25 protein-coding genes are annotated in these 26,816 nt (G+C 50.8%); 7 read left to right on the plus strand and 18 right to left on the minus strand.

Annotation, left to right across the window (positions count from 1 at the left end; all coding sequences use genetic code 11):
- Positions 1 to 2: 2 nt before the first annotated feature.
- The 3 genes from thrB to AAY72_RS10290 form a co-directional block, all read right to left on the minus strand.
- Positions 3 to 956, minus strand: coding sequence for a homoserine kinase (gene thrB, locus AAY72_RS10275; protein WP_057787309.1), 954 nt, complete (start codon positions 954 to 956; stop codon positions 3 to 5).
- Positions 957 to 959: 3 nt separating this feature from the next.
- Positions 960 to 3,416 (minus strand): bifunctional aspartate kinase/homoserine dehydrogenase I, encoded by a 2,457-nt coding sequence (gene thrA, locus AAY72_RS10280; protein ID WP_057787311.1) that lies wholly within the window; start codon positions 3,414 to 3,416, stop codon positions 960 to 962.
- A 325-nt stretch (positions 3,417 to 3,741) separates the two neighbouring features.
- Positions 3,742 to 4,674, minus strand: coding sequence for a sensor domain-containing diguanylate cyclase (locus tag AAY72_RS10290; protein WP_057787315.1), 933 nt, complete (start codon positions 4,672 to 4,674; stop codon positions 3,742 to 3,744).
- 138 nt (positions 4,675 to 4,812) lie between these two features.
- Here AAY72_RS10290 and AAY72_RS10295 point away from each other — a divergent pair, with 138 nt between their 5' ends.
- Together AAY72_RS10295 and AAY72_RS10300 are read left to right on the plus strand one after the other, a co-directional pair.
- Positions 4,813 to 6,561, plus strand: a complete 1,749-nt coding sequence (locus AAY72_RS10295; protein WP_057787316.1) for a HAMP domain-containing sensor histidine kinase — start codon at positions 4,813 to 4,815, stop codon at positions 6,559 to 6,561.
- Between the two features lie 45 nt (positions 6,562 to 6,606).
- Positions 6,607 to 7,512, plus strand: a complete 906-nt coding sequence (locus AAY72_RS10300) for a recombination-associated protein RdgC (RefSeq protein WP_057787318.1) — start codon at positions 6,607 to 6,609, stop codon at positions 7,510 to 7,512.
- Positions 7,513 to 7,528: 16 nt separating this feature from the next.
- Here AAY72_RS10300 and AAY72_RS10305 read toward each other — a convergent pair whose 3' ends face one another.
- From AAY72_RS10305 to AAY72_RS10370, 14 genes are all read right to left on the minus strand, one after another.
- Entirely contained in the window at positions 7,529 to 8,368 is an 840-nt protein-coding gene (locus AAY72_RS10305) for an HDOD domain-containing protein (RefSeq protein WP_008984401.1), read from the minus strand.
- Positions 8,365 to 11,025, minus strand: coding sequence for a hybrid sensor histidine kinase/response regulator (locus AAY72_RS10310; protein WP_057787320.1), 2,661 nt, complete (start codon positions 11,023 to 11,025; stop codon positions 8,365 to 8,367). Before AAY72_RS10310 ends, AAY72_RS10305 begins: the two co-directional genes overlap by 4 nt.
- Before the next feature lie 70 nt (positions 11,026 to 11,095).
- Positions 11,096 to 12,385, minus strand: coding sequence for an NCS2 family permease (locus AAY72_RS10315; RefSeq protein WP_057787322.1), 1,290 nt, complete (start codon positions 12,383 to 12,385; stop codon positions 11,096 to 11,098).
- A 50-nt stretch (positions 12,386 to 12,435) separates the two neighbouring features.
- Entirely contained in the window at positions 12,436 to 12,648 is a 213-nt protein-coding gene (nqrM, locus tag AAY72_RS10320; protein WP_008984404.1) for a (Na+)-NQR maturation NqrM, read from the minus strand.
- 14 nt (positions 12,649 to 12,662) lie between these two features.
- The gene (locus tag AAY72_RS10325) at positions 12,663 to 13,670 is read right to left on the minus strand and encodes an FAD:protein FMN transferase (RefSeq protein ID WP_057787324.1); all 1,008 of its coding nucleotides are present in this window, start codon (positions 13,668 to 13,670) and stop codon (positions 12,663 to 12,665) included.
- Between the two features lie 66 nt (positions 13,671 to 13,736).
- Positions 13,737 to 14,963 carry an NADH:ubiquinone reductase (Na(+)-transporting) subunit F gene (gene nqrF / locus AAY72_RS10330; RefSeq protein WP_057787326.1) on the minus strand — a complete coding sequence of 409 codons (1,227 nt, stop codon included), beginning with the start codon at positions 14,961 to 14,963 and terminating at the stop codon, positions 13,737 to 13,739.
- Between the two features lie 19 nt (positions 14,964 to 14,982).
- Positions 14,983 to 15,591 (minus strand): NADH:ubiquinone reductase (Na(+)-transporting) subunit E, encoded by a 609-nt coding sequence (nqrE, locus tag AAY72_RS10335; RefSeq protein ID WP_057787328.1) that lies wholly within the window; start codon positions 15,589 to 15,591, stop codon positions 14,983 to 14,985.
- 10 nt (positions 15,592 to 15,601) lie between these two features.
- A complete protein-coding gene (locus tag AAY72_RS10340) occupies positions 15,602 to 16,234 on the minus strand; it encodes an NADH:ubiquinone reductase (Na(+)-transporting) subunit D (RefSeq protein ID WP_057787330.1) in 633 nt (210 codons plus the stop codon).
- Complete coding sequence (locus tag AAY72_RS10345) at positions 16,227 to 17,021, minus strand: Na(+)-translocating NADH-quinone reductase subunit C (RefSeq protein ID WP_008984408.1); 795 nt, start codon at positions 17,019 to 17,021, stop codon at positions 16,227 to 16,229. Before AAY72_RS10345 ends, AAY72_RS10340 begins: the two co-directional genes overlap by 8 nt.
- Positions 17,014 to 18,219: an NADH:ubiquinone reductase (Na(+)-transporting) subunit B gene (locus AAY72_RS10350; protein ID WP_057787332.1), complete on the minus strand. Its 1,206-nt coding sequence runs from the start codon at positions 18,217 to 18,219 to the stop codon at positions 17,014 to 17,016. Before AAY72_RS10350 ends, AAY72_RS10345 begins: the two co-directional genes overlap by 8 nt.
- 2 nt (positions 18,220 to 18,221) lie before the next feature.
- Positions 18,222 to 19,559, minus strand: a complete 1,338-nt coding sequence (locus AAY72_RS10355; protein ID WP_057787334.1) for a Na(+)-translocating NADH-quinone reductase subunit A — start codon at positions 19,557 to 19,559, stop codon at positions 18,222 to 18,224.
- Positions 19,560 to 19,813: 254 nt separating this feature from the next.
- Complete coding sequence (fabV, locus tag AAY72_RS10360; RefSeq protein WP_057787336.1) at positions 19,814 to 21,007, minus strand: enoyl-ACP reductase FabV; 1,194 nt, start codon at positions 21,005 to 21,007, stop codon at positions 19,814 to 19,816.
- Positions 21,008 to 21,116: 109 nt separating this feature from the next.
- Positions 21,117 to 21,446: a BolA family transcriptional regulator gene (locus tag AAY72_RS10365; RefSeq protein ID WP_008984412.1), complete on the minus strand. Its 330-nt coding sequence runs from the start codon at positions 21,444 to 21,446 to the stop codon at positions 21,117 to 21,119.
- Between the two features lie 122 nt (positions 21,447 to 21,568).
- Complete coding sequence (locus AAY72_RS10370) at positions 21,569 to 22,189, minus strand: alpha-ketoglutarate-dependent dioxygenase AlkB (protein ID WP_008984413.1); 621 nt, start codon at positions 22,187 to 22,189, stop codon at positions 21,569 to 21,571.
- Positions 22,190 to 22,221: 32 nt separating this feature from the next.
- Here AAY72_RS10370 and AAY72_RS10375 point away from each other — a divergent pair, with 32 nt between their 5' ends.
- From AAY72_RS10375 to AAY72_RS10395, 5 genes are all read left to right on the plus strand, one after another.
- Positions 22,222 to 23,379 (plus strand): methyltransferase, encoded by a 1,158-nt coding sequence (locus AAY72_RS10375; RefSeq protein WP_057787338.1) that lies wholly within the window; start codon positions 22,222 to 22,224, stop codon positions 23,377 to 23,379.
- 2 nt (positions 23,380 to 23,381) lie between these two features.
- Entirely contained in the window at positions 23,382 to 23,933 is a 552-nt protein-coding gene (locus AAY72_RS10380) for a YajG family lipoprotein (protein WP_008984415.1), read from the plus strand.
- Positions 23,934 to 23,945: 12 nt separating this feature from the next.
- Positions 23,946 to 24,524, plus strand: a complete 579-nt coding sequence (locus tag AAY72_RS10385; RefSeq protein ID WP_008984416.1) for a peptidylprolyl isomerase — start codon at positions 23,946 to 23,948, stop codon at positions 24,522 to 24,524.
- Positions 24,525 to 24,568: 44 nt separating this feature from the next.
- Positions 24,569 to 24,889: a hypothetical protein gene (locus AAY72_RS10390; RefSeq protein ID WP_057787340.1), complete on the plus strand. Its 321-nt coding sequence runs from the start codon at positions 24,569 to 24,571 to the stop codon at positions 24,887 to 24,889.
- Between the two features lie 105 nt (positions 24,890 to 24,994).
- Complete coding sequence (locus AAY72_RS10395) at positions 24,995 to 26,377, plus strand: MFS transporter (protein ID WP_057787414.1); 1,383 nt, start codon at positions 24,995 to 24,997, stop codon at positions 26,375 to 26,377.
- A gap of 51 nt (positions 26,378 to 26,428) precedes the next feature.
- Here the strand turns inward: AAY72_RS10395 and AAY72_RS10400 are convergent, their stop codons facing one another.
- Positions 26,429 to 26,671, minus strand: coding sequence for a helix-turn-helix domain-containing protein (locus AAY72_RS10400; protein WP_008607175.1), 243 nt, complete (start codon positions 26,669 to 26,671; stop codon positions 26,429 to 26,431).
- Positions 26,672 to 26,816: the final 145 nt, after the last annotated feature.

A 26,816-nucleotide genomic window follows, 5' to 3' on the forward strand; every position in this document is an offset into this window, starting at 1 on the left:
TATTACTCCGTGAGCGCTCTGGCGCCCTGTGGCGCTAACCGGCAGATGGCGGTCAGCGCGTCCTGATTCTTGGCATAATGGGCATTAAGGTAAGCCGCCGTCGCGGCAGCCTGTGCATCATCCCGGCAAAGTGCAAATACAGTCGGGCCGGCACCGGAAATCCCCAGGTGCAGTACCCCTTGCTCACTTAGGGCGGTACGCAAGGGCAATAACTCCGGCATCAGACTCTGCCTGGCCGGCTCTGCCACCCGATCCTGTAACGCCGCCGCGGCATCCTGCTCATCGCCGGCGTAGAGCGCACTGACAAAGCGGCTGAGCATACCGGCAAAGGCGATACTGGCGGATAAACTTAACTGCTGTGGCAAAACAGCGCGTGCGGCCTTGGTCGAGAGTACTGTCCCCGGATAACAGAGCACCACCCGCCAATGCTCGAACCAGGGCAAGCTGCGGCAAATCTGCGCACTATCCGGTAACATCAACTGTAAGCCACCATAATAAGATGGCGCCACATTGTCATAATGCACACTGCCACTTACCCCGCCCTCCGCCACCGCCATTAACTGTAGCAGCTCACTCTGGCTAAACGGCTGGCCGAAATAGTCATTAAAGGCATAAAAAGCCACGACGATTGAACAGGCGCTGGAGCCTAAACCACTGCCAACCGGCAAATGCTTATTAAGTTGCAAACGCAAGCGAGGTAATGGCCGGCCCAGTGCCTGTTCAAAGGCATAAAAGGCTTTAAACACCAGATTATCTTCGGTTGCCGCCGGTAGCTGATGCAGATAGCGGCCGCTTAGCTGCAAACTGAGCTCTGCCGCCTCGCCCAGGATCAGCAGCTCATCACCGAGCAGGCTGCCGTCTACCGGTTCAAAGGCGGCGCCCAGCAAGTCAAAACCGACGCTGAGATTGCCGGTCGAGGCCGGCGCATAATAACGCTTAGTTGAATGTGATTGCATAGACTATACCTGCTGCTGCCAGCTCAGGGTGCGCAGAATATCGCTAAAGACCCCGGCAGAAGTGACAGCAGCACCGGCACCATAACCACGCAGCACAAAGGGGATCGGCTGATAATAGCGGCTTAGGATCGACAGCGCATTCTCACCGTCTTTTACTTTGGCCAGCGGATGATCAGCGGCCAGCGCTTTAATCGCGACCTTACATTTGCCATCGCGGATCTCGCCAATATAGCGCAGCACCTTACCCTCCGCTTTGGCAGCAGCCAGCCGCTCAGCAAAGGCCTGGTCTAATTGCGGCAGCTGCGCCATAAAGTTTTCGACGTTAGCGCCGGCAGCAAAACCGGCCGGCAACACCGAGTCCACTTCGACCTCGCTCAGATCCAGCATTAAACCGGCTTCGCGCGCCATAATCAGCAGCTTGCGGGCCACATCCATACCGGATAAGTCATCGCGCGGATCAGGCTCTGTAAAGCCCATAGCGCGGGCTTTGGCGGTCACCACCGACAGCGGCACTCCGGCTTCCAGCTCGCCAAAGATATAGGATAAGGAGCCGGATAGAATACCTTCAAAGGCCAGCAACTGGTCGCCGGCATTTAGCAGCCCTTGCAGGGTATCGATTACCGGCAAACCGGCACCGACTGTGGTTTCATACAAAAAGCGCCGCCGTTGCTGCTGGGCAACAGCACGCAAGCGATGGTAATACTCCAGGCTGCTGGTATTGGCTTTTTTGTTTGGCGTAACGACATGGAAGCCGGCTGCCAGAAAATCGGCGTACTGGTCCGCGACTGCCTGGGCACTGGTGCAATCGACCAGTACCGGATTGGTTAAATGCTGTTCCTGGACAAAGCGGTTTAACTCCGCCAGCGAAAACTGCGCATTGGCCTCTGCCAATGCCGGCTGCCAGTTTTTCAGATCTACACCGTCTTTCGCCAATAACAGCTGCTTACTGTTGGCGATACCGTACACGGTAAGCTTAACCTGGCGCTGCTGTAAAAAGGCTTGTTGCCGTTCGATCTGGGCCAGTAATTCACTGCCGACCACCCCGCAACCGACCAGAAACACATCAATACTGGGGATATGGCTGAAGAAGTTCTCATGGCAGACTTTAACCGCATTCTGACAGCTGCGCTGCTCGACCACCGCAGAAATCGAGCGCTCACTGCTATCCTGAGCAATGGCCACCACGTTCACCCGCGCCTGCGCCAGCGAAGCGAAGAACTTCGCAGCCACGCCTCTGTGCTGCCGCATACCATCGCCAACCAGGCTGACAATCGCCATATCGGATTGAATGGCTAATGGCCGTAGCAGTTTGTTTTGCAATTCTAATTCGAACTCGGCTTCCAGCGCCTTTTTCGCCGCCACCAGATGCAGCTGCGGCACACAGAAGCTGATGCTAAATTCCGACGAGGACTGGGTAATTAAGCTTACCGAAATCTGTGCGCGCGCCATAGCGGCAAAGACCCGGCTGGCCATACCCACCACGCCCTTTAACCCCGGGCCAGATACCGTAATCAGCGCCAGATGTTCGAGGCTGGAAATGCCCTTCACCAGCGCTTCACCATCACCTTCCATATCGATACAGGTGCCCGGCGCACTGGGGTTAAGGGTATTTTTGATATAACAGGGAATTTGCACCCGCGCCAACGGGCCGATTGTTTTCGGATGCAGCACCTTAGCACCGAAATAAGATAACTCCATCGCTTCATCGTAAGACAAACGATCGATTAAGCGGGTTTGTTTCACCTGCCGTGGATCGGCACTGTAGACGCCATCGACATCGGTCCAGATCTCACAGGCACTGGCTTTGATCCCCGCGGCAATGACGGCGGCGGAATAATCCGAGCCATTGCGCCCCAGTAAGGCCGTCTCGCCCTGGGCGTTACTGGAAACGAAGCCTGCCATCACGTAGATGCTGGCCGGTGTCGCCGCCATAGCGGCATCAATCACCGTTGCTGTCGCCGCCACATCGGCAGTGGCATTTAAAAAATCACCCTGACTTTTCACCAGCTTTACCGAGTCCAGCGCCTGCACATCCGCACCTTGCCCCTCTAACAAGGCCGTCATCAGTGCCACGCTGAACTGCTCGCCCAGGCCCAGGATCTGCGCTTTAATATGATCCGGGCAAAACTTTAATAAACTCATGCCCTGTAACTGCCAGCCCAACTGCTGGATCTGGCTGTTGATCAGCGCTTGCACCTGCTGCCGGCGTACCTCACTGACGCCCGGCACCTCGGCTAACAGTTGCTGGTAGCGCTGTTCAAGCTGGCTTAGCGGTGACTGAAAGTCTGCTCCCAGATACGCCAGATCGGTTAATTCGACCAGCGTATTGGTTACCCCCTGTGGGGCCGATAACACCAGACAGACTTGTTCTGTTGTTGCCTGCTGCAACACAATTTGCGCCACTTCAGAAAATCTGGCCACCGACGCCAGCGATGACCCGCCAAATTTTAGCACCCTCATAATTTCTCCTCGCGCATCCAAGTCTTTAGTCGTTTTGTTATCGCAGACCTTTGTTAGTCAACCGGCTGTCACGCTATGTTGCGTGATCAACGCCGGTTCACCTGGGCCAAGTGGCCAAAAAAAAGGCCCGGAACCTTTGAGGTCACGGGCCTTTTTACAGACAGCACACCGCCGACCTCCTACCCCGCGGGGTTGGTGGTGGTAATAATGGTGGTGGGTACTGCTGCTTTTATATTCATAGACTACACTATGCACAGACTTTTAGACGTCTGTCAAACCTTTTTCTGGTCCGCGGTTAAATAGCCGGTATGGCGCTTAATACCGGCTAACTCGCCTTACTACTATCGCGCCAGATACTGGTCTGATTTTTACCCGCACATTTCGCCTGATATAGGGCTTGCTCTGCCTGTTGCAATAAGGTGTCGGCACTCACCCCGGCGGTAAAAGTACTGACGCCACAACTGATACTGAGTTTAACCGGCGGCAATTGTTCAGTAATGCCTTGCTGTGCCAGACTGGCTCTAAGCCGGTTCGCCACCTCCAGTGCACCAGCTAATTCCGTATCCGGCAATAACACGGCAAACTCCGCACCACCCAGCCTGGCCAATAAATCGTTGTCTCGCAACAAGGCGCCACATTGTCGCGCCAGGCTTTGCAAAACGCTGTCGCCGAACTGGTGGCCATACTGATCATTTAGCGCTTTAAAGCGATCCAACTCGAACAATAAAACAGCCAAGGGCCGTTCATAGCGCTCTGCCCTGGCCAACTCAAGTTGTAATTGCTGCAACCAATACTGGCGATTTGGCAACTCGGTCAAGCTATCAAAACGATCGTGCCGTTTTAGCTGTTGGGCGCTGAGTAACAGCTGCGCATGGTAACGGGCGGTCTCTGTCGCATCTTCGATCCAAATCGCCAGCGCACTATCGTCGCGCTGTGGCAGCGGCAGCAGACTAATATTTTGCGCCATGGCCATATTTTCCGTTGCAGCCTGGCGGGGAAACTTCAATAAATACAAGCGTTGCTGCCAGCTGATCTGCTGAATCTGTTGTTGCGTCAGAACCTCAGTGACCTTGCGACAAAACCAGGCTTTGGGGACTTCCGGGAATAATTGAAAGAAGTCATGACCAACGAGATCGCGTTCCGGCAACCCGCTGTGCTGACAAACAAAACTGTTCACAAAAGTTAATTGATAACGATTGTTCAACAAGATAATACCGCCGGGAAGCTGTTTTAACAGCTGTAAAGCAGAGCTATTCATACCGGTTTGGCTCCTTGCGCAGAATAAATCCGTTATTTACGGCCATTCTGTAAAATAATTATTTTAAATAACAACCATATTCGCTATGGTAACATTAGTCGATCGCTTTTTGTTCAAGACACCACTCTGGGTGATAACATGCCGCAAACCAGCCTTTCAAAAAAGCTGCTGACCAAGGTTTTATCAGTATATTTTTTACTGACCCTGATAGTAACACTCGGCCAGATCATTGCTGAGTATTACAATGCGAAAAACTTTATCCGGAATGAGTTATCTACGCTGCAACAAACTTTTGCCGGCAGTTTGACCCGGGCGATCTGGGAACTGAACACGCCGCAAACCCTGAATATTGCCGACGGTTTACTGGCTATCCCGGCAATTGAAGGTGTAATAGTGCGGGACGACAACGGTACCATTATTACGCAGTCTGGCCGCTATATTGATATTCAACAACGTTTTAGTAATCAACTGGTACAACAGGAACTGAGTATCAGTGATCAGCAAAGCGGTATTTTTGGCTACACCTTCCCGCTGATTTTTGAATTTTCCGGGCGCACCAGTCAGGTCGGTGATGTGACACTGTTCTCCAGCCGCAACGTTGTGATTGAATTTATAGAAGTCGGGCTATATTTTTTAATTGGTAATGCCATTTTAAAAACGACGTTTTTAATCATTCTCTTCTTACTGGCATTTAGAAAACATTTGACCGAGCCGCTGGCAGACTTAAGCCAACAGATTGAAAACCTTGATTTAGAGCAGCTTGATGGCTCCAAAGTCCGGATTTCAACCGATGAAGGGGCTGAGTTAGGTATTATGGCGTCAGCCTACAATAAATTGATTGAGCGGCTGCAGGATTACCAGCAACAACTGAAACAAACCCAGCAACAATTATTATTGTCGAATAATAAGCTGGATCAGCAAAATTTATTGTTAGAGCAAGAAGTCGCACGCAAGACCTCGGGTTTAAGCCAGGCAATGATGGACCTGCAACAACAAAAGCAAGAACTATTACAGAACAAGCAGGCACTACGCGAAGAAATTGAGCAACGGCGCCAGACCGAATTAAATCTGTTAGCACGGCAACGCGAACTACAGGAAACCATCGATACTCTGAATCAGGCGCAGGATCGGTTAGTCCAGTCAGAAAAAATGGCTGCTTTGGGTGGCCTGGTGGCGGGTATCACCCATGAAGTTAACACACCGGTAGGCATTGGCGTAACGGCAACCAGCTTTCTGGCCGAGCGCTTACATCAGCTGGAACAAGCGTTCCGTGAAAAAACACTGACCCCGAAAATGCTGGAGGACTTTTTATCCGAAGCCAGCCAAAGCACGGATCTACTGCAGTCTAATTTACAGCGGGCATCGGAGCTGATTGCCAGCTTTAAACAAATTGCCGTTGATCAAGCCAGTGAAGCCATCCGCACCATCAATTTATGTGAATATCTGCACGAAATTATCCGGTCCTTACAACCGCATTTTAAAAAGACTCAGCATCAGATAGAGGTAAATTGCGCCGACAATATTATTCTCGATTGCCCGGCCGGCGCCATTTCACAGATATTCACGAATTTGCTGATGAACTCACTGATCCATGGTTTCGAAAACATGGCCCAAGGTCAGATCCGGATTACAGTGATTGATGATGCCGACAATATTGAAATTCGATACTCCGACAACGGCAAAGGCCTCAGCGCCGGCCAGCTGGAAAAACTCTTCCACCCATTTTTTACCACCAAACGGGATCAGGGTGGCAGTGGTTTAGGTACTCATATTGCCTATAACCTGGTAAGACAAACGCTGGGCGGAAGTATTGAGGCCAGCAGCGAACCCGGAGCGGGCCTGCACTACCATATTTGCTTTCCGAAAAAACCGAGATTGAATCGTTAAGGCAAGGTATACTCCGGACTTTGCCTCAACTGGAAGTAGTGTGTTATGTGGTTTAAAAACATCCGGGTTTATCGTCTGAGCGCCCCGTTAACGATGGACCAGGCGGTCATCGAACAAGCCCTTGCCGAATATAAATTCAGCCCCTGTACCGGACAAGAAGCGTTGCGAAGCGGCTTTAGCTTCCCGCTGCACCCGAGTATCAAACAATATTGCCATCTGCAGCAGCACCGTTGGTTCTTCGCGATAAAACGCCAGGAAAAGGTGTTACCGGCGGCAGTGATTAACGAAGAATTAGCGCCGAAACTTGAAGCGGCAGAACAAGAAGCCGGCCGCGCCTTAAGCCGGAAAGAAAAACAAGCCTTAAAAGACGATTTGATTCAGAGCTTATTACCCCGCGCCTTCAGTCGTTCAACCCTGACCCACGGTTATTACGATGCTGAGCAGCAATGGCTGGTAATCAATACCGGCAGTGCCAGTAAAGCAGAGGACGTGCTGGCATTATTGCGCAAAGCTCTGGGCTCCCTGCCCGCACTACCTTGGCTGGACAATCATAAACTTAATCAACACCTGCAGCTTTGGTTGCAACATCAGCAGCTACCCGGTACCTTTCAACCTGGTACTGAAGTGGAATTGAAGGCTCCGGACGAGGAAGGCGCTAAGGTCCGTTTTAGTAACCACTTACTCAGTGCAGATGAGGTGCAAACCCATCTGGAAGATAAACTGGTTACCCGCATTAGCCTGCAACAGCCGGATGGTTTCCGTCTTACCGTGACCGATGATGGCGGCATTAAACAGCTGCAGTATTCTGAACTGTTGCTGGAACAAAATGACGAACTGGGCTGGGACGATTTAGCCGCCCGCCTGGACGCTGACCTGTTACTGATGGCCGACAGCCTGAATCAGGCGTTACTGGCGATTAGCCAACAGGTTATGGCGCAAAGTACCGAATAACGGACAGCTGTATGGCTCAGGTAAAGAGCCCGCGAATATCCTGGTACAGCTCGGCAAATTGCGGCTGTTTACTAAATTGAGGCACCGTAATCAACTGTTGTTGCAAGTAATATTGCAACAACTGCATCTCCGCCTCTGCGGATTTATAATAACCGCGGGCAATCGCAGCCAGCCGGATAAAGTCAGTATAATCCGGTGGCTGCCCTCCCTGGCACAGACGCCAGTTTTTTGCGGCTAGCTGAAACTCCGGACCAAAACCCCAGGCTTGCAACACTTTAACACTGACGAAAGGCGCAATTTTTTCAGTGATATTATGTAAGAAAACCGGGTGACCAAACACCTCCGGATGCCGCTCGGCTTCAGCGATCACGGCCAGCGCCCCAATGTTATGCACCAAACCACAGAGTGTCATCAGATCAGCATTAAATTGCGCTGCCGGATGTTCCGCCTGATACAACTTCAGACAAGCGGTAGCAATGGCGGCGACCTGGATATTTTCACGCCACAGTTTATCCAATTGCTGTTGCACCACCGGATATTTTGAAACAAACAATTGCTCCAGTGCCAAGGCCGTTGCGACATGCTTAATTTGACTCAAACCAATCCGGGTTACTGCTTGTAACAGACTGTTACTTTTGATCGCGCGGCCGAGGAAAGCACTGTTTGCTACCTTCATTAAACGCGCCGCCAAAGCCGGATCCTGCGCAATCACATCCGCCATTTTCGCCAGGCTGATTTTCGGATCCTCAGCACTTTGTCGCACCTTTAGCGCGATTTCCGGTAACGTTGGCAGCACCAGGCTGTCATCACGGATTTTCTGTTCCAGTATCGTTAACAACGCCTGCTGTGCACTCATGGTGACTCCTGCTTCTCAGTGACCTCTGCCGCTTCCCGCGCCAGAACAGCGCGCATTTGTTCCAGTAGGGCCTGTATATGCTGCACTATAGGATCGGATGCAGCGCGTTCTAAGCGGCCAGCCAGTTCCGTTAGTTCAGGATACCCCATACTGCCGGCACTGCCTTTTAAGCTATGGGCAGCAAAACTCAGTGCCGGCCAATTCTTCGCTGCGGTCAGTTGTTCTAACTCTGTCAGCAACGCCGGTAAACGGCTGCGGAACTGTTGCAGTAATTGCTGCATCGCCGGATCCTTTGCCAGTTGCTGACTAAAAGAGCTGGCTTTTACCGCAGCGGCTGTGGGCTGACCATAACGCTGCAGCAGTGCCAGAAACTCAGCCTGCGCCACTGGTTTAGCTAATACTGCCTGGCAGCCAGCCTGACGGTAGCGGTCCGCATCCTCAGTCATCACATTAGCAGTCACGGCGATAATGGGCGTGCTGATACCAGCATGACGAATCAGCCTGGTCGCCTCCTCGCCGCCCATGACCGGCATTTGCATATCCATCAGGATCAAATCAAAGGCCTCGCTTAACACCCGCTCTACCGCCTGATGACCGTTGCTGACGATAACATAACTGACTGCAGCCTGTTGTAACATCAACTCTATCAACAGTTGATTATCAGGATTGTCCTCTGCGACCAGCACTCTTAGCCGTAGCGGTGCAACAGCAGCTGATTTGACCGCCGGTAGCGGCTGCGAATTAAAATGTTCGACTAATCTGGGATTCGGTGCTACCGGGAATAACAATTCAAAACTGCTGCCGATACCTTTTACACTCTCCACCCGAATATCGCCGTCCATTTGCTCCATCAGTTTTTTCGAAATGCAAAGGCCAAGGCCGGTACCACCAAAATGTCGGGTTACCGTGGCATCAGCCTGCATAAAAGGCTGGAACAGGCGGTTAACTTCTTCAGCGGTCATGCCAATACCGGTATCTTTAATTTTGACCGACACCTGTGCTCGCAACGGCTGATAACTGACGGCCAGCACGATCTTTCCCTTGCGGGTAAACTTTAACGCATTACTGGTCAGGTTAATTAATACCTGGCGCACCCGCAGGCTGTCCTGAAACAACTCGGCGGGTAACGGGAATTGCAGCACCAACTGGCAGTCTATTCCTCTCTTGCTGGCTTGCTCACGGGTTTGCTGATAAATTTCATCTAACATCGCCAGATAATCAAAATGTTCAGGCTGTAATTCCAGCTTGTCCGCTTCAATCTTCGATAAATCCAGAATGTCGTTAATCAGTTGCAGTAAGTGCTCGCTGCTTTTTAGCACCCGCTGTAAATAATCACCACGTTTTGACTCTTCCGGCTCTTGTATCGCTTGCTGACTAAAACCGATAACTGCGGTCAGGGGTGTCCGGATCTCATGGCTCATATTCGCCAAAAATACACTTTTTAAGCGGTTGGCTTGTTCAGCGACTTCACGGGCAACAATTAACTCCTGGTTTGCCGCTGCCAGATCATCATTGGCGCGGGCCAGTGCCTGCGTACGGTGTAGCACTTTCTCTTCCAATTGCTGTTTATAGGCCTGCTCCCGGTCCCGGTAAACGCGCAGTTGCCGTACCATCACATTGAAAGCGGCAAACATATCACCTAATTCATCTTGCTTGCGCGGCTCCAACACTACCGACAAATCGCCCCGCCCAACCGCGGATTTGGCATCTGTCAGCTGTTTCACCGGCTGTAACACCTGCCGCACTAACAACTGGTACATAGCTAAAGGCCCGAGCACCAGGATAGTCAAGGTGAGTAACATAATAAGCAATGGCCAGTTCGGCTGCTGGCTATATAGCTCTTCGGCATCAATCCCATACAGTAGCTGGTAAGGACCACTTAAATTACGCCCCAGTAATAACTTGGATTGGCCGAGTAACAACGCAGGAGTAAGCCCGGTATGTTCCATGGTTTGCTGAATAATTCGATAATGACTCGGGGTAAAAGCACTGCCAATCAGGCTCTGATTAGCCGCATAAGCAATGGTTGCGGTACGGTTAATAATCAGGCTGACGCTATTCGGTGTTACCGGTGACATCACGACTGACACAAAGGGCTGTGGTTCAGTCACGATCAACAAATAGCCCCACAGCTGCCGGTTCACCTCGCCAGAGTATAATTTGCGGCTAAAAAATAACTGCAGCTGACGCTGCTCACCGTCCGGAGCGATAAAGACGCTGTAATCCTCAATCATGCCTTGTAAGGTAGAGAAATACTCATTGCGAAACCGATCCGGCAATGCCGATACGGGTGCCGCGGTCGGCACGCTGATTTCCTCATCGCCATTCAAACGTAATAAACGAATTGAGCGGATATTCGGATCCTGCTGCTGAAATTTACTAAAAATCGCTGCAGCTTCGGCCTGATGTGCCGCGTCGGGTTGCTGTAAATATTCGCTAAGGGTACGGGAGGCAGCAAGGACTGACAGGCGGGTTTGATGAAAATTCAGAAATTCATTTAATTGCTGTTGCTGCTGTTGCAGCTTCAACGCTACCTGATGATAGAGCTGTTGCTGTTGCAACACTGTACTGTAGTGATACGCCAGATAGCCGAAGGCTGCAACCGGCAACACCAACATCGGTAACATATATACCAGCAGTGTTGCCCTGAGTTTCATCTGGCGTTTGCCTGTCCTGTGTTTTATTGTGTCCCTTTACAGCATAACCAGCATCGCTAAGGACCACAAGTCAGGCAAAAATAAATTTCGCCAGAAAAATCAGTGCCAGAACCCAGACGCTGAGCGTTGTCCGCTCTACTTTGCCAGTTAATACGCAGAGCAGAGCGTAACTGATAAAGCCCATGCCAATACCGTCGGCGATGGAAAAAGTCAGCGGCATCATAATCAACACCACAGCCACCGGCACCGCTTGCAACACATCATCCCACTCGACATGCTGCAAGCTGGTTAACATTAGCGTCGCGACATAGAGTAAAGCACCGGCGGTGGCATAGCCCGGCACCATTGCTGCCAGTGGCGAAAACCACAGCGCCAGCAAAAATAGCAGACCTGTCACTATGGCAGTTAAACCAGTGCGACCACCGGCGGCGACGCCACTGGTGCTCTCGACATAACTGGTGGTGGTTGACGTGCCCAGCAAAGCCCCCACCATACTGGCACTGCTGTCTGCAATCAGTGCCTTACTTAAATCCGGCACCTTACCATCCGGCTGCAGTAAACCTGCTTTTTGCGTCACCGCGACCAAGGTACCGGAGGTATCGAATAAATCCAGGAATAGCAGCGTCAGTACCACCGGGAGAATACTCAAGGTGAAAGCGGACGCAAAATCCAATTGCATAAAGGTTGGCGCCAGTGACGGCGGCATGGCGACGATACCGCTAAATTGACTGTCACCTAACCACCAGGCTGCCAGTGTCACCAGCAGAATACTGACCAGCACCGCACTGTGCCAACCACGATGTGCCAGTGCAAAAATCAGAAAAAAGCCGACGATCGCTAACAGCACCTGTGGACTGTGCAGATCGCCGAGGGTAACCAGCGTTGCCGGGCTGGCAACAATGATATTGGCGGTTTTCAGTGCAATCAGCGCCAGAAACATACCAATGCCGGCAGCGATACCCAGCTTCAGTGGTAACGGAATGCTATTGATAATCCATTCGCGGATTTTAAAAATGCTCAGTAATAAAAACAGACAGCCGGAGAAAAACACTGCCGCCAGCGCCGTTTGCCAGCTATAGCCTTGCTCCAGCACAATAACGTAAGTGAAGAACGCGTTGAGTCCCATTCCCGGTGCCAGCGCGATCGGCAGGTTTGCCAGGGCGCCCATCAGCAGACAGCCCAAAGCGGCCGCCAGGCAAGTCGCGACAAAGACCGCGCCATGATCCATGCCTGCCTGCGCTAATAAGCTCGGATTAACAAACAGCACATAGGACATGGCCATAAAGGTAGTAAGCCCGGCCAGCAATTCCTTGCGAACTGTAGTCTGACGGGCTGATAACTTAAAGAACTGATTGAGCATAACCTATCCAGCGGGCCAGCAACTTTGGCCCGCAGCAAAAGAAGGAGTCGTTAGATAATCTTGTTATCTTGCCAGAATTTTTCTTTTTCCAGCCGTTTTTGCCGCTTTTCGCACGGTTTGTCACAATCACAGGCTTTATCGATACCCAGTTCACCCAAACCACCGCAGCTTCCGGCCAGGGTTTTGCGCTGTAGCAGGTAGCCAGCAGCCATGGCTACAACTACCAGCAGGAACAAGCCAAATGTCAGCAGAAAAATTGTCATATCCAACCTCAGGATTAATTTAAAAAGGGTATAAAGGCTTCAGAGTAGCGCTCTTCAAAGCCCTGGTCAGTTTTTACAATCAGTAGTACCGCCAGTTGATGTTGGTTAGCAAAGGCCAGAGCTTCGTCTGCCGGTAACACATTTAAGGTAGTGGCATAGCCATCAGCCGTCATGGCGTCCGGATGTAACACGGTACTGGACACCGTTTTGTGTTGGATGGGTTCACCGGTACGCGGGTCAATTAAATGCGAATAGCGTACCCCGTCTTCCTCAAAATAGTTGCGATAATCGCCGGAGGTTGCTAATGCCATATTTTCTAACGCTAAAATGCGTTGCACGCTACGCTCGGTGCTAACCGGTTTTTCGACAGCGATCTTCCAAAGTCCGCTTGGTTTAGCCGCACCAACCCGCATATCACCGCCGATATCGACCATAAAGCTCTGATAACCGTGCGCTAATAGAATTTCAGCGAGTCGATTGACACCATAGCCCTTGGCAATAGTGGATAAATCTATGGCAACCCGTGGTTCCAGTTTCCGTAATGCCAGACCGTCAAGGACGATTTTATCAATACCAACATAGGCGCGGACCGCCTCCTGTTGTGCGTCGTCAGGAGCATGAGTAATCCGGCCCCGGGCACCAAAGCCCCATAATTCAACTAAAGGGCCAACCGTGACATCTAGAATGCCACCGCTTTGCTGGCCAATCCGGATCGCTTCAGCAATCACTGTCGCCGTTTGTGGCGTGAGCGTCACCGGCTCCGTGGTTTGCTGCCGGTTAAAGCGCATCAGCTCTGATTCCGGCCGGTAAGTCGACATCAGATCGTTAATCAATTCCAGCTCAGTATCCAGCTCTTGCTGCAGCGCGGTCAAATCCGGTTGCAGTTCACTGTAGAATTTCACCACATAGTAGGTACCCATGGTCTTGCCTTGTAACTGATATTCTGTTGCTTGCTGCGCCGGTTGGCAGCCGACAACGAGCAACAGCAACAACAGCGGTAACAGACGACAAACAGACCACATATTTACTACTCCTAAAAAACAAAAGGGGCGACTAAGTCGCCCCTATTTTACCGTGTTCGCGGTTGATTAACCACCGAAGTCGTCTAACAGAATGTTGTCGTCTTCTACACCTAAGTCTTTCAACATGTTGATTACCGCCTTATTCATCATTGGCGGACCACACATGTAGAATTCACAGTCTTCCGGTGCTTTATGGTTTTTCAGGTAGTTTTCATAAATCACGTTATGAATAAAACCGGTATAACCTGTCCAGTTGTCCTCTGGCTGCGGATCTGATAACGCCGTGTGCCAGACAAAGTTTTCATTCTCTGCTGCCAGCATATCGAAATCTTCAACATAGAACATTTCTCGCTTCGAACGGGCACCGTACCAGAAGCTGATCTTACGCTTGGATTTTAAGCGGCGTAACTGGTCGAAAATATGTGAACGCATTGGCGCCATACCGGCACCACCACCGATAAATACCATCTCGGCATCGGTATCCTTGGCGAAGAACTCACCAAATGGACCTGAAATCGTCACCTTGTCACCGGCCTTTAATGACCAGATAAAGGACGACATCTTACCGCAAGGTAATGACAGGTTATTTGGCGGCGGTGTTGCGATCCGCACGTTCAGCATGATGATGCCTTCTTCTTCCGGGTAGTTCGCCATTGAGTACGCACGAATGGTCGGCTCATCAACTTTGGACTCCAGCGTAAAGAACTTAAAGCGTTCCCAGTCGCCACGGTATTGTTCAGGGATATCGAAATCCTTGTACTTAACATGGTGAGCTGGTGCTTCGATCTGGATATAACCACCGGCACGGAATGGTACTGACTCGCCATCCGGGATCTGTAACTTCAGCTCTTTGATAAAGGTTGCTTTGTTATCGTTAGAGATAACAGTACAGTCCCATTTCTTGATGCCGAAAATCTCCGGTTCTACTTCGATTTCCATATCAGATTTTACGTTAACCTGACAGGATAAACGGCAACCTTCACGGGCTTCACCCTTAGTGATGTGACCCAGCTCAGTCGGCAGAATTTCACCGCCACCTGCGTGTACGTGCACCCGGCACTGACCACAAGAACCACCGCCACCACAGGCTGATGACAGGAAGATACCGTTGTCGGCTAACACATTTAACAGTTTACCGCCGGCTTTGGTTTGAATGGCTTTGCTTGGATCACCGTTTACACTGATGGTAATGTCACCGCTGGCAACCAGCTTCGACTTGGCTGCCAGAATAATAAATACCAGCGCCAGTACCACGACAGTGAACATGCCAACGCCAAGATAAATCTCTTGCATGGTGTTATTCCTCTACTGCTTACAGTTGAACGCCGGAGAAAGACATAAAGCCTAATCCCATTAAACCTACTACCAGGAAGGTCGAGCCTAAGCCACGTAAACCGTCCGGGATATCGGCGTATTTCAGCTTTTCACGCACTGCAGCCAGTACTGTGATGGCTAAAGCCCAACCTACACCACTACCTAAGCCAAACACGACACTTTCACCGAAGTTGTAGTCACGCTCAACCATAAAGGCTACCGCACCGAAAATGGCACAGTTAACTGTGATCAGTGGCAGGAAGATACCCAGAGCGTTGTAAAGCGCCGGGAAGTACTTATCCAGAAGCATTTCAAGAATTTGTACTAAGGCTGCAATAACACCGATATAGGTCAGAAAGCCAAGAAAGCTTAAATCGGCATCCGGAAAACCGGCCCAGGCAAGAGCACCCGGCGCTAACAAATTAGCATACACCAGGTTATTAACCGGTACTGAAATACCCAGTACCACGACAACGGCAACACCTAAACCAAAGGCAGTTTTGATCTTTTGCGATACCGCCAGGAAGGTACACATACCAAGGAAGAACGCCAGCGCCAGGTTTTCGATAAATACGGCACGGACAAACAGGCTAATATAATGTTCCATGTATTCCCCCTTAGACCTTCTTCTCAACTTGTTCTGGGCGATAAGTACGCAACAACCAGATCAAGCAAGCGATAATAATAAAGGCACTTGGTGGCATTAACAGAATACCCATTGGCTGATACCAACCACCCTCACTGATCAGCGGCATAATCTGCACACCGAATACTGAACCAGAGCCAAAGAGTTCACGGATAAAGGCAACCAGCAACAACACCACGCTATAACCTAAACCATTACCAATACCGTCCAGGAAACTCATGCCTGGCGAGCTTTTCATCGCGTACGCCTCGGCGCGGCCCATTACGATACAGTTGGTAATAATCAGACCAACGAATACTGACAGCTGCTTCGATAAATCATAAGCATAGGCTTTCAGGAATTGGTCAACCACGATTACCAGTGAAGCGATAATGGTCATCTGCACGATAATCCGCACACTGGACGGAATATGGTTACGAATACACGAGATAAAGAAGCTGGAGAAAGCTGTTACCAGAGTCAATGCCAGGCACATTACCAAAGCAGTTGACATCTGAGTCGTTACCGCCAGAGCCGAACAGATCCCCAGTACTTGTAAAGCAATAGGGTTGTTGGCAAAGACCGGTCCAAACAGTACGGTTTTAATTTCTTTTGCATTAGCCATTGCTTAACGCTCCTTGACGCACTTTTGCCAGGAATGGACCAAAGCCATTCTCGCCAATCCAGAAAGTAAAGGTATTCTGCACACCATTAGCTGTCAGCGTAGCGCCTGATAAGCCATCCACCTGGTGTGCTGAGTCAGGATCGGCATTACCCGGTTTCAGGATAGTTAACGCCAGCTCACCGGCATCGTTAGTCAGCTTTTTACCAACAAACTGGCCTTTCCAACGTGGATTCTCAATTTCACCACCTAAGCCCGGCGTTTCGCCCTGCTCATAGTAGTTCAAGCCGATAATAGTATTACCGTCCGTTTCCAGCGCCAGGAAGGCATGCATCGTCGACCATAAGCCATAACCGTGCACTGGCAATACCAAGGCTTTCAGGTTGCGGTTTTCGTCATAAGTCAGGTACACCGGCGCATACTCAGAGATGCGACGGATAGAGGCTACGTCATCAGCCTGGGCCAGAGACTTACCTTCTTTCAGCGATTTACGGTAGTCAAAAGCTTCCGCACACGCGCGGTCACAGCTGGCATCGATCTCACCGGTGCTCAGGTTTACCAAGCGGGTTTCAACATGGGTGTTGAAAAGCTCAGCAATCCGGGCGGCCGGGGCACTGCCTTCAACCAAACCGACACTGCGCAAAATGTTGACTTGTGAGTCTAACTTTTTGTTAGCCTGCTGGGTTGGCCGTAATTGTACCGCTGCAGTAGATACCACTATGGCACAGACCAGACATAAAGAAATTACTACGATCAGCGTTTTGCTGATGCTGTCGTTATTACTAGACATTACGTGCCAGCCTCCGCTTGATATTGGCTTGCGCCACGAAGAAATCGAATAAAGGTGCGAACAGGTTAGCAAACAGAATCGCTAACATCATGCCCTCTGGATAAGCCGGGTTCACCACACGGATCATCACTACCATAAAGCCGATCAGAATACCGTAGGCCCACTTGCCCTGATTGGTAAAAGACGCCGATACCGGGTCAGTCGCCATAAAGAACATACCGATGGCAAAACCACCCAGCACCAGATGCCAGTGCCAAGGCATAGCAAACAGTGGGTTAGTGTTCGAACCGATAGCATTGAACAGGTAGCTGGTTAGGATCATACCCACCATGACACCCAAAACAATGCGCCAGGAGGCAATGCGGAAGTAAATCAGCGCCAGACCACCGATTAACAGCGCTAACACTGAGGTTTCACCAACTGAACCCGGAATAAAGCCCAGGAACGCATCCCACCACAGCTGAGTATTAGCGGCATAATCCAAGTCACCTGAAGCGGCTTTACTCAGCCAGGTCGCGCCTGAATAACCATCAGCAACGGTCCAAACGGCATCACCGGAAATTTGCGCCGGGTAAGCGAAGAACAGGAAAGCACGACCAGCCAGTGCCGGGTTCAGGAAGTTACGGCCAGTGCCCCCAAAGACTTCTTTGGCAACAACCACACCGAAGGTGATACCCAGAGCAACCTGCCACAGTGGAATAGTCGCTGGTAGAATCAAGGCAAACAGGATAGAGCTTACAAAGAAACCTTCGTTTACTTCATGCTTACGCACTGAGGCAAATAAGACTTCCCAGAAACCACCAACAATAAAGGTCACGGCGTAAATAGGTAAGAACCAAACGGCGCCGTAGAACATCTTGCTGCCCCAACCGGAGTCTGCAGTCAGCTCACCACCTAAGGCTGAGAAAATGGCAACCTGCCAGGTATCCGGAGTGCCGAAACCCTGCGCCAGTGCTAATGCCGCCTGATGGCCAATGTTATACATCCCGAAGAATAACGCCGGGAACAAGGCTAACCAAACGAAAATCATAATCCGCTTCAGGTCGATACTGTCGCGCACATGGGTGCCGTTTTTGGTTACATAACCAGGCGTGTAGAGAACAGTGGCCACAGCTTCATATAAAGCGTACCACTTTTCGTATTTGCCGCCTTTTTCAAATTGCGGCTCAATGCGCTCTAAAAAATGCTTTAAGCTCATGATTAGCCTTCCTTCTGGATGGTCGTCAAGCAGTTGCGCAGAATGGTACCGTAGTCATATTTGCCTGGGCACACATAGGTACACAGTGCCAAATCTTCCTCGTCCAATTCCAGACAACCTAAAGTTGCTGCCTCGTCAGTGTCGCCGGCAATCAGGTTACGCAGTAACAGCGTAGGCAGGATATCCAGCGGCATCACCCGCTCGTAGTTACCGATTGGTACCATGGCGCGTGACGAACCGTTAGTGGTGGTCGTCAGGTTAAACAGCTTTTTCGGACTTAAGTGGCCCAAATAAGCGCGGGTTACCGAGTGCTTTTCAGCACCAGGTGCAATCCAGCCCAGGAAGTGCTTTTCAAAGCCTTCAGCCAACACTGAAACCTGAGTATGGAAGCGCCCTAAATAACCGTGCACACCATGCGCTGTGGTACCGGCCAGCACTGAGCCAGAGATAATACGATTTTGGCCATCGGCAAGTTCACCGGCTGTCAGTTCAGCGGTCGACGCACCCAGTACGGTTTTTACCAAACGTGGATTTTTCACTACAGGACCGGCCAGCGCGACAACACGTTCACTGTTCAGCTCGCCAGTGGTAAATAATTTACCAATAGCGATCACGTCCTGATAGCCAATATGCCACACGACTTTCTTGGCACTGACGGCATCAAGGAAATGGATATGGGTACCAACCAGACCAGCCGGATGCGGACCATCAAATTCAGCAACCGTTGCCTGAGTTACACTAGGGATAGTGCTACCGGCTTTCTTGGTCAGATAGGTTTTACCCTCGGTTAAACGGGAGATGACGGTTAAGCCCTGTTTAAAGGCTTCGGCATCAGCGTTGATCACCACTGCAGGATCGGCAGCCAACGGATTGGTGTCCATTGCATTGACGAAGATAGCACGTGGCGTACTGTCAATGGCCGGAGATTGGGAAAACGGACGGGTACGGAAAGCAACCCATAACCCTGAATCGATCAGGTTTTGTTTTACCTGTTCTGCACTCAAGGTGGCCAGCTGCTCAGCCGGATACTTGTTGAAGGTTTCAGCCGCATCGCCTGACACTGCAATCACTACCGATTGCAATACCCGTTTAGCGCCACGATTGATTTCCTTCACCGTTCCAGCTGCCGGGGCGGTGAATTTCACGCCAGGGTTTTTCTTATCTTCGAAAAGCACCTGACCTTTTTTCACGCTGTCACCCACTTCGACCGCCATGGTCGGACGCATACCTACATACTCTTCGCCGAGTACGGCGACAGTAGTGATGGCATTGCCCGTAGTGATCTCTTGTTTAGGACTGCCTGCAAGGGGAATGTCCAAGCCTTTTTTGAGTTTTATCATACGTACTTGCACTACTATTTTGGGAAGAAACAGGGCCTAGTTTTTCAGCTGCGCCAGCGCAGCACACCCGGTTAGCCTTTCGCACCACCTGCAACTGTACAAAAGTTAACCAGATACACGTATTAAAGTCGCGAATTTTAGCACTAATACCATCTTCTATCCATGGTATTACCAAAAATTCTGTGCCAATTACCACCTGTCGGTAGTTAGAGAAAAACCGCCCTCAGGCGGTTTTTGTGGCTTTGTCAATACGACTAATTGACCAGATGCTGTAATGGACTCAGCGGCGACACATCCGCATCGTAGTCCACATGCTGGTAGCCAAAGCCAAACAAGCGTAAAAACTCATTATGATAACCGGCATAATCGGTCAGACTATCGATGGTATCGGTCGTAACCTGATCCCATAGGTCTTTCACTGCCTTTTGCACATGGTCGCTTAGCTCTTTGCCATCCATCCGCAAACGGCCGGCATCGTCCAGTTGCGGGGCTGCAGCGTATAAGCCCTGACGGAACAAACCATTGATTTGCTCGATACAGCCTTCATGAGTACCTTCCGCTTTCATCACCCGGTACAGCAGTGAAATATACAATGGCATAATTGGAATCGCTGAACTGGCCTGGGTCACCAGCGCTTTTAGTGAGGCAACATAGGCTTTGCCATGCAGCGCACTGAGCTTAGCGGTAATAGCCGCTGCGGCACGATCGAGATCTTCTTTGGCCTTACCGATCGTCGCCTTACCATAGATTGGCCAGGTTAATTCTTTGCCGATATAGGTATAAGCTACGGTCTGACAGTTATCCGCTAACACACCAGCGGCATTCAGCTGATCCAACCAACGCTCCCAATCTTCCCCGCCCATCACTTTTACGGTGTTAAAGATTTCGTCATCATTGGCTGGCTCAACCGACACTTCTTCAATTTCACGCTTAGACGTATTCAGATTCTTCGCCGTGTAAGCCTGGCCAATAGGTTTGAGTACTGAACTGTATACTTCGCCAGTCACCGGATCTTTACGCCGCGGCGCTGCCAGGCTGTAAACCACCAGATCAATTTTGCCCATTTCACTGCGGATCAAATCAATGGCTTTGGCTTTGAGTTCATCGGTAAAGGCATCACCATTTAGGTGCTTATTCCATAAACCTGCCGCATCGGCAGCGGCTTCAAAGGCGGCAGTGTTGTACCAGCCGGCAGAGCCGGTTTTGCTTTCGGTCGGTTCTTTTTCAAAGAAAATACCCAGAGTGGCAGCACCTGAGCCAAAGGCCGCGGTGATGCGTGATGCCAGGCCATAACCGGTAGAGGCACCTATCACCAACACATTCTTCGGACCACCGGCCACCGGGCCCAGTTGCTTAACATAAGCAATTTGCTCTTTCACATGCTCAGCACAGCCGACCGGGTGTGCATTAGTACAGATAAAACCACGAATCTTTGGTTGAATAACCATAGCCAATCCTGTTGTTGTCTTTATAAAAAGTGCGAGTGCTCTATGCACTGAAAGAGCACTAGTGTAAAACTTTACCGCTAAAAACAGGTCGGATCAGCAAAAATCGTGCTCAGGATGCTTTTTCGGCTTTACTGCCGCCAAAGCATTTTGGTGAAGCCGGCGGCTTTTCGGCATAGTATTCATACCATTCTGAAGGGGTGTAGGTATGTAGCGCCAATGCATGAATTTTTTCCGCCAGTTCTTCAGCCACTATAGCATTAACCGCACGGTGGCGTTGTAACAAGCGCATCCCCTCAAACTGCGGGGTCACAATCACCACCTTAAAATGCGACTCCGACCCCGGCGGCACATTATGATTGGCGCTCTCATTGACTACGTCCAGATGAATGGGGTTAAAAGCATCCAGTAATTTTTGCTCTATTGCAGTATGGATTAACATCTTGTCCAGCTCCTGTTGGCGTCCTGAATCTTATTCTAGTCAAAGCGACCCGCTTTGTCCTAACAGCACTAACCAATTTCGGGACTATTGCTGCTAAGCTGATAGCAGCATTATAAAAATAATTATTTTGGTGCAATATACCGAAACGTCAGGTTGATCCGCTCCGCCTTAGCTTGTGCCTGCTTTGGTAAGCGATGTTGCCAATACTGCTGACAGGTGCCCGCCATTAACAGCAAACTGCCGTGCTGTAGCAGCAGTTGTAACTGACATTCCAGCTGGCGGTGCTTTAAATCAAAACGCCGGCTCTGTCCCAGACTAAGCGAAGCGATCTGTGGTGCTAAGCCCAGTTCTGGTTCATCATCCGCATGCCAACCCATATGATCCTGGCCATCCGCATACTGATTTAGTAACACACAATTAAAGGGGTGTTGCAACGCCTGGCTGATTTGTGACGCCAGCTCTCTGAGCCGCGGATGCCAGGGCTCTGGCAAAAAGTCAGTGCCCGAGTACCGGTAGCGGCAATGCGGTTCACCCATCCAGACCTGCCGTCTAGGGATCGCCACCTCCCGGCCATAAATGCGGATACTGGCGGTTTGCCAATGCAGTTCGCGGCTTAATTGTTGCTGCAGCAGATCAGCTGCCGGCGCCGTTAAATAGGCCGGCCAATAAAATAGCTCTGCATCAGGTAAACTAAAATGCCGGCAATTCTGATTGCGGTTGTCGCTGGGGGTAGCCCGTGTCAAAATAGCGCCCTCTCTATCCTGAATAAGTTGTTATGAATACTCTGTTTACCTGTGCTGACCTAGAGTTGCAACTGGCCCGCTGGCCACTGCAGCAACCGAATCACAGCCTACAAGCCTGGGATGCGGCAGATGAACTGTTAGTAGAACGCGCCTTGCCGGCACTGCAACAGCTAACCACAGCAGGTAACACGCCACGTATTTTAATTTTGAACGATAGCTTCGGCGCCCTGTCCTGTGCGCTGGGTAACAGCCAGCAGTTTCTGGTACAAGACTCCTATATCGCCCAGCAAGCGTGCCGGCATAACCGGCAACAAAACGGCTTAACGCTGGCCGGCACTACCGAGTTGACCAGTCTGGATAGCTTGCCCGCAGCCCCCGATTTGGTGTTACTAAAACTACCGGCTAATCACAGTTATCTGGCGTGGCAACTCGCCGCGTTAAGCAAGGTGATGACTGCCGATACCCTACTGCTAGTTGCCGCTAAAGCCAAAGATATTCATCGCAACTTGTTGGCGATCTTTAGTCAGTATATTGGGCCTACCACAGCCTCGCTTACACTTCGCAAGTGCCGTTATATCGATAGCCAGTGGCAACCCGGACTGCTGCGGCCATTACTGCCTTATCCAACGCGCTGGCCTTTGCCGGAGACCGGCTTTACGCTGGTTAATCATGCCAATGTGTTTGCCCGCGATAAACCTGATATTGGCGCCCGATTCTTTCTACAGCACTTACCCAAGGTTAGCGCCGGGCAACACATTATCGATCTTGGTTGTGGTAATGGCATGCTTAGCTTGCAAATACTGGCGCAGCAAACGGCTTGCCAACTGCTGCTAACAGACGAGTCTTATATGGCAGTGGCGTCAGCCCGGCTCAGTGTGGCAGAAAATTTTCCGGACGCACTGGCACAGTGCCAATTTGTGGTAGATGATTGCCTGAGTCGCCAAGCTGATGCCAGTGCCGACTGGGTGTTGTGTAATCCGCCATTCCATCAACAGGCGGCGGTCACCACTCATATTGCCAGCCAGATGTTTTACGACGCCAAACGGGTCTTAAAACCCGGTGGCAAAATCAGAATCGTGGCTAATCGTCATTTGCCTTACCGCCAACAACTGGCAAAATGCTTTGGTAATTGCCGGCAGCTGGCGGCTAACCCGAAATTTATTATTTTAGAATCGACCAAAAGGAGTTAACTATGCGCTATTTATGGCTAACGCTGGCAATACTGCTGGCTGGCTGTGCCACCCAGGTACCCTCTTTTATTGTAGCGCCACAAATTTTCTGGCCACAAACGGCGGAGCTGCAAGGTGCAGCTTTTGATTTCGCGCTGGTTGATTTGCGGCCAAGACCACAAACACTAACGATAAGACAAGGCAGTAATGAACAGCATTACCGTACCACTAACGATGTACGGGCGCAGCTGGAAGCCACTGTTGCCAAAGCGTTGCAGGAAAAAGGGGCAACCTTGAATTCCCAGCAGTCGGTGCAAATGAAAATTCAGATTAATCAGTTACAGGCCAACGTCATGCAACGCCCGCTGGATCATCAGGTTACCAATCAGGTGGCGATGACGGTATTTATTCAGAGTGATAATGGTACCTTTACCAAATCTTATGCCGGTGACAGTAACTATACCGCGCCGCTAAAGGTTGATCTCGCGGCGGTCGAGCGCGAGTTACGGGTGCTGACCGAACAAGTACTCAATCAGCTACTGCAGGATCCGGCCTGGAAATCAGCGCTGAACTAACGGAGAAAAATAATGCGGCTATTCGCGCTACTAATACTGCTACTGAGTCCGCTCGGCCATGCCGGGCAGTTTCTGCAACCAGATAATTTATTCCCGAAAGTAAAGTTCATCACCTCACACGGTGAGATTATTGTTGAATTGGATCGCAGCCGGGCGCCGCTCACGGTGAACAACTTTCTGAGCTATGTGAAGAAGAACGCTTACAACAATACGGTTTTTCACCGTCTGATCCCGGAGTTTGTCTTGCAAGGCGGTGGTTATACGCCGGATTTTAAAGCCATCGAAACCCTGAAACCGGTGTTTAATGAATCGGGTAATGGCTTAAAAAACCAGCTCGGCACTATCGCGATGGCGCGGCTGACCGATCCACACAGCGCGGATAGCCAGTTCTATTTTAATCTGAATGATAATGTCAGCTTAGATCCGGGTAGTCGCTGGGGCTACGCAGTATTTGGCCAGGTGGTGTCCGGTATGGAAGTGCTGGAACAGATTCAGCAAGTTGAAACCGAAGTGTCGGAAAAACTCGGCTGGCCAGATGTTCCCAAGGAGCCGATTATCCTGAAAATGGTGATTTTGCTGCCACAAGAATAATCTGCGCTATACTTCTTGCAACAGGCTTTGGCCGGAGCCGGAGTATGGCAAGAACCTTTATTGATGAAAAAGCAAGCCAACTGATCTTTTACGCCTCGCGCTTTTTGCGGGGCCAGTTACCTGAAGCCGAGCTGCACCTCTTTATCTGGGATACGCTGGAAGAATGGGCAGCATTAAGCGAACGGCCGCAATCGCCGCCCAGCTATCAGGAGCGGGTCTTCTGGTATTTGCTGTACCAACTCGAGTATTGGCCGGAACAGCAGTTGCGGGCTGACCGCCAACTAAAACGTCGTTTGCAACTTTGCCTCGGTTACCTGGCCGGAAAAGGCCGCCGTCCTGTCGATTGTGTCGGCCTGAGGCCTTAGGGCGCCATCTAAAGCACCATCTAGTACCGACTTTTCTGCCGCGCGGGCTTTGCCGCGGCGCCGTCCTCTGTTATGTTCTGTGCCAGTCTTCTGCAAGGTTTTACTATGCTCTCAAAACAACAAGGCGCGGCACAGAGCTGGCGTCAGGCACTGGCCAGTTATCGCGATATTCGCCTGCTTTTTATCTTTTTTATGGGTTGCGCATCCGGTTTTCCCTGGGTATTAATTGGCTCCAATATGAGCGGCTGGTTAAATGATGCCGGCTTATCGCGTGCTGCCATTGGGTATTTCGGTTCAGTGTTTGTGGTTTATGCGCTGAATTTTTTGTGGGCGCCCTTGTTGGACCGGGTGAAGCTACCGCTGCTGGGAAACTGGTTAGGACAAAGGCGGAGCTGGATTTTGCTGATGCAAAGTCTGATGTTGCTTGCAACACTGGCAATTGCCTTTACTAACCCGGCGCAAAGCTTATTGTTTACCTCGCTGCTCGCTATGGCGATTGCGATCGCCTCTGCAACGCAGGACGTGGCGATTGATGCTTACCGCATTGAGTTGATTGGCGATGATACGGTGCGGGTAGCCCCTGCTGCGGCAATGGGGGTGATTGGATGGTGGACCGGTTACTCGTTACCAGGCTATCTGGCCTTTGCTAATGCAGACCAGTTCGGTTGGCCAGCAGTCTACCTGGGTATGGCGGTGCTGATTGGGTTGTTGATGGTGTTTACCCTTTGTAGCAGGGAACCGCAGAGCCAACGCGAACAGTTACAACGTGATGCAGCGGCGCGCTATCAGAGCCGCTTGGGACAGGCACGAACTGCACCCTACCTGGTATGGCTATCTGTAACCGTACTTGAGCCTTTTGCCGAATTTTTCCGGCGCAATGGCTGGCAACTGGCCATCTTGATTATCAGCTTTGTGTTTTTATTTAAAGTCGGCGAAGCCTTTCTCGGCCGGATGTCGATCCAGTTTTATAAAGAAATTGGCTTTAGCAATCAGCAAATCGCCGAATATTCGAAACTGGTAGGCTGGGTAGCAACCATTGCTTTTACCCTACTCGGCAGTGCTATCAACATCCGCTTTGGCATTATTCGCGGCCTGTTTATTGGCGGTATTGCGATGGCTGCCAGTAACTTAATGTTCGCCTGGATTGCACTGGCCGGCCCCAAACCTGAGCTGTTTATCGCCGCTATTCTGGTGGATAACTTTACCGCAGCCTTTTCTACGGTGGCCTTTGTTTCGTTCTTAACCTGGTTAACCGGCCGCGCCTTTACTGCTACGCAATACGCTTTACTGGCGTCGCTAGGCAATCTTGGCCGCACTACGCTAGCGTCCTTTAGTGGCGAACTGGTAGATTTCCTGGGCGGCAATTGGGCGCTGTTCTTTGTGATAACGGCGCTGATGGTGGTGCCGGGTTTATGTTTATTGCTCATCGTTGGCAAAAAATTACAACAGCGCCAACAACAGCAAGCAGCAACAGACTCATCATCCTAAAGTTTACTCTAAAGCAATCAGGCCGCATTACTGCGGCCTGATTGCGTTAACTTAATTACTGGTTACCTGCCTGAGTCCTTCCGCCGGATCGACTTCCAGCGCCTGGCAGTAACGCACAAACTCGACCACATCGAGCCGACGTTCCTGATTCTCTACCTTACCGATAAAAGAATGTGGGGTTCCCAATAATTCAGATAAGCTGCGCATGGTGTGCTTTTTTAGTTGGCGCTGTTGCTTCAACCAGGCGCACAACTTTTTATTTTCATCCGAAATTACGCTTTTTGTACCTTTCATTTTTTTTCTTCTCCCAGCGTGTTACGCTTTGTTTTAATTATGTTCCCGCTGCGTCCTGCACCTGACTCCAGACCGAACTATGCCGGCCGCAAAAATAGTGGTGTCTTAATTAATATCATAGCTTGCGACGAGCGTACAGCTTAGT

Origin of the sequence: Alishewanella sp. WH16-1, from assembly GCF_001441695.1 — a bacterium.
GTDB lineage: Bacteria > Pseudomonadota > Gammaproteobacteria > Enterobacterales > Alteromonadaceae > Alishewanella > Alishewanella agri.

Coding starts and splice junctions, on each gene's coding strand:
- AAY72_RS10380 (WP_008984415.1), top strand. CDS start 23,382: ATGCGCTATTTATGGCTAACGCTGGCAATACTGCTGGCTGGCTGTGCC.
- nqrE (WP_057787328.1), bottom strand. CDS start 15,591: ATGGAACATTATATTAGCCTGTTTGTCCGTGCCGTATTTATCGAAAAC.
- AAY72_RS10295 (WP_057787316.1), top strand. CDS start 4,813: ATGCCGCAAACCAGCCTTTCAAAAAAGCTGCTGACCAAGGTTTTATCA.
- AAY72_RS10350 (WP_057787332.1), bottom strand. CDS start 18,219: ATGAGCTTAAAGCATTTTTTAGAGCGCATTGAGCCGCAATTTGAAAAA.
- thrA (WP_057787311.1), bottom strand. CDS start 3,416: ATGAGGGTGCTAAAATTTGGCGGGTCATCGCTGGCGTCGGTGGCCAGA.
- AAY72_RS10305 (WP_008984401.1), bottom strand. CDS start 8,368: ATGAGTGCACAGCAGGCGTTGTTAACGATACTGGAACAGAAAATCCGT.
- AAY72_RS10355 (WP_057787334.1), bottom strand. CDS start 19,559: ATGATAAAACTCAAAAAAGGCTTGGACATTCCCCTTGCAGGCAGTCCT.
- AAY72_RS10315 (WP_057787322.1), bottom strand. CDS start 12,385: ATGCTCAATCAGTTCTTTAAGTTATCAGCCCGTCAGACTACAGTTCGC.
- AAY72_RS10325 (WP_057787324.1), bottom strand. CDS start 13,670: ATGTGGTCTGTTTGTCGTCTGTTACCGCTGTTGTTGCTGTTGCTCGTT.
- AAY72_RS10375 (WP_057787338.1), top strand. CDS start 22,222: ATGAATACTCTGTTTACCTGTGCTGACCTAGAGTTGCAACTGGCCCGC.
- AAY72_RS10395 (WP_057787414.1), top strand. CDS start 24,995: ATGCTCTCAAAACAACAAGGCGCGGCACAGAGCTGGCGTCAGGCACTG.
- thrB (WP_057787309.1), bottom strand. CDS start 956: ATGCAATCACATTCAACTAAGCGTTATTATGCGCCGGCCTCGACCGGC.
- AAY72_RS10310 (WP_057787320.1), bottom strand. CDS start 11,025: ATGAAACTCAGGGCAACACTGCTGGTATATATGTTACCGATGTTGGTG.
- AAY72_RS10390 (WP_057787340.1), top strand. CDS start 24,569: ATGGCAAGAACCTTTATTGATGAAAAAGCAAGCCAACTGATCTTTTAC.
- AAY72_RS10385 (WP_008984416.1), top strand. CDS start 23,946: ATGCGGCTATTCGCGCTACTAATACTGCTACTGAGTCCGCTCGGCCAT.
- AAY72_RS10345 (WP_008984408.1), bottom strand. CDS start 17,021: ATGTCTAGTAATAACGACAGCATCAGCAAAACGCTGATCGTAGTAATT.
- AAY72_RS10290 (WP_057787315.1), bottom strand. CDS start 4,674: ATGAATAGCTCTGCTTTACAGCTGTTAAAACAGCTTCCCGGCGGTATT.
- AAY72_RS10400 (WP_008607175.1), bottom strand. CDS start 26,671: ATGAAAGGTACAAAAAGCGTAATTTCGGATGAAAATAAAAAGTTGTGC.
- fabV (WP_057787336.1), bottom strand. CDS start 21,007: ATGGTTATTCAACCAAAGATTCGTGGTTTTATCTGTACTAATGCACAC.
- AAY72_RS10340 (WP_057787330.1), bottom strand. CDS start 16,234: ATGGCTAATGCAAAAGAAATTAAAACCGTACTGTTTGGACCGGTCTTT.
- nqrM (WP_008984404.1), bottom strand. CDS start 12,648: ATGACAATTTTTCTGCTGACATTTGGCTTGTTCCTGCTGGTAGTTGTA.
- AAY72_RS10365 (WP_008984412.1), bottom strand. CDS start 21,446: ATGTTAATCCATACTGCAATAGAGCAAAAATTACTGGATGCTTTTAAC.
- nqrF (WP_057787326.1), bottom strand. CDS start 14,963: ATGCAAGAGATTTATCTTGGCGTTGGCATGTTCACTGTCGTGGTACTG.
- AAY72_RS10300 (WP_057787318.1), top strand. CDS start 6,607: ATGTGGTTTAAAAACATCCGGGTTTATCGTCTGAGCGCCCCGTTAACG.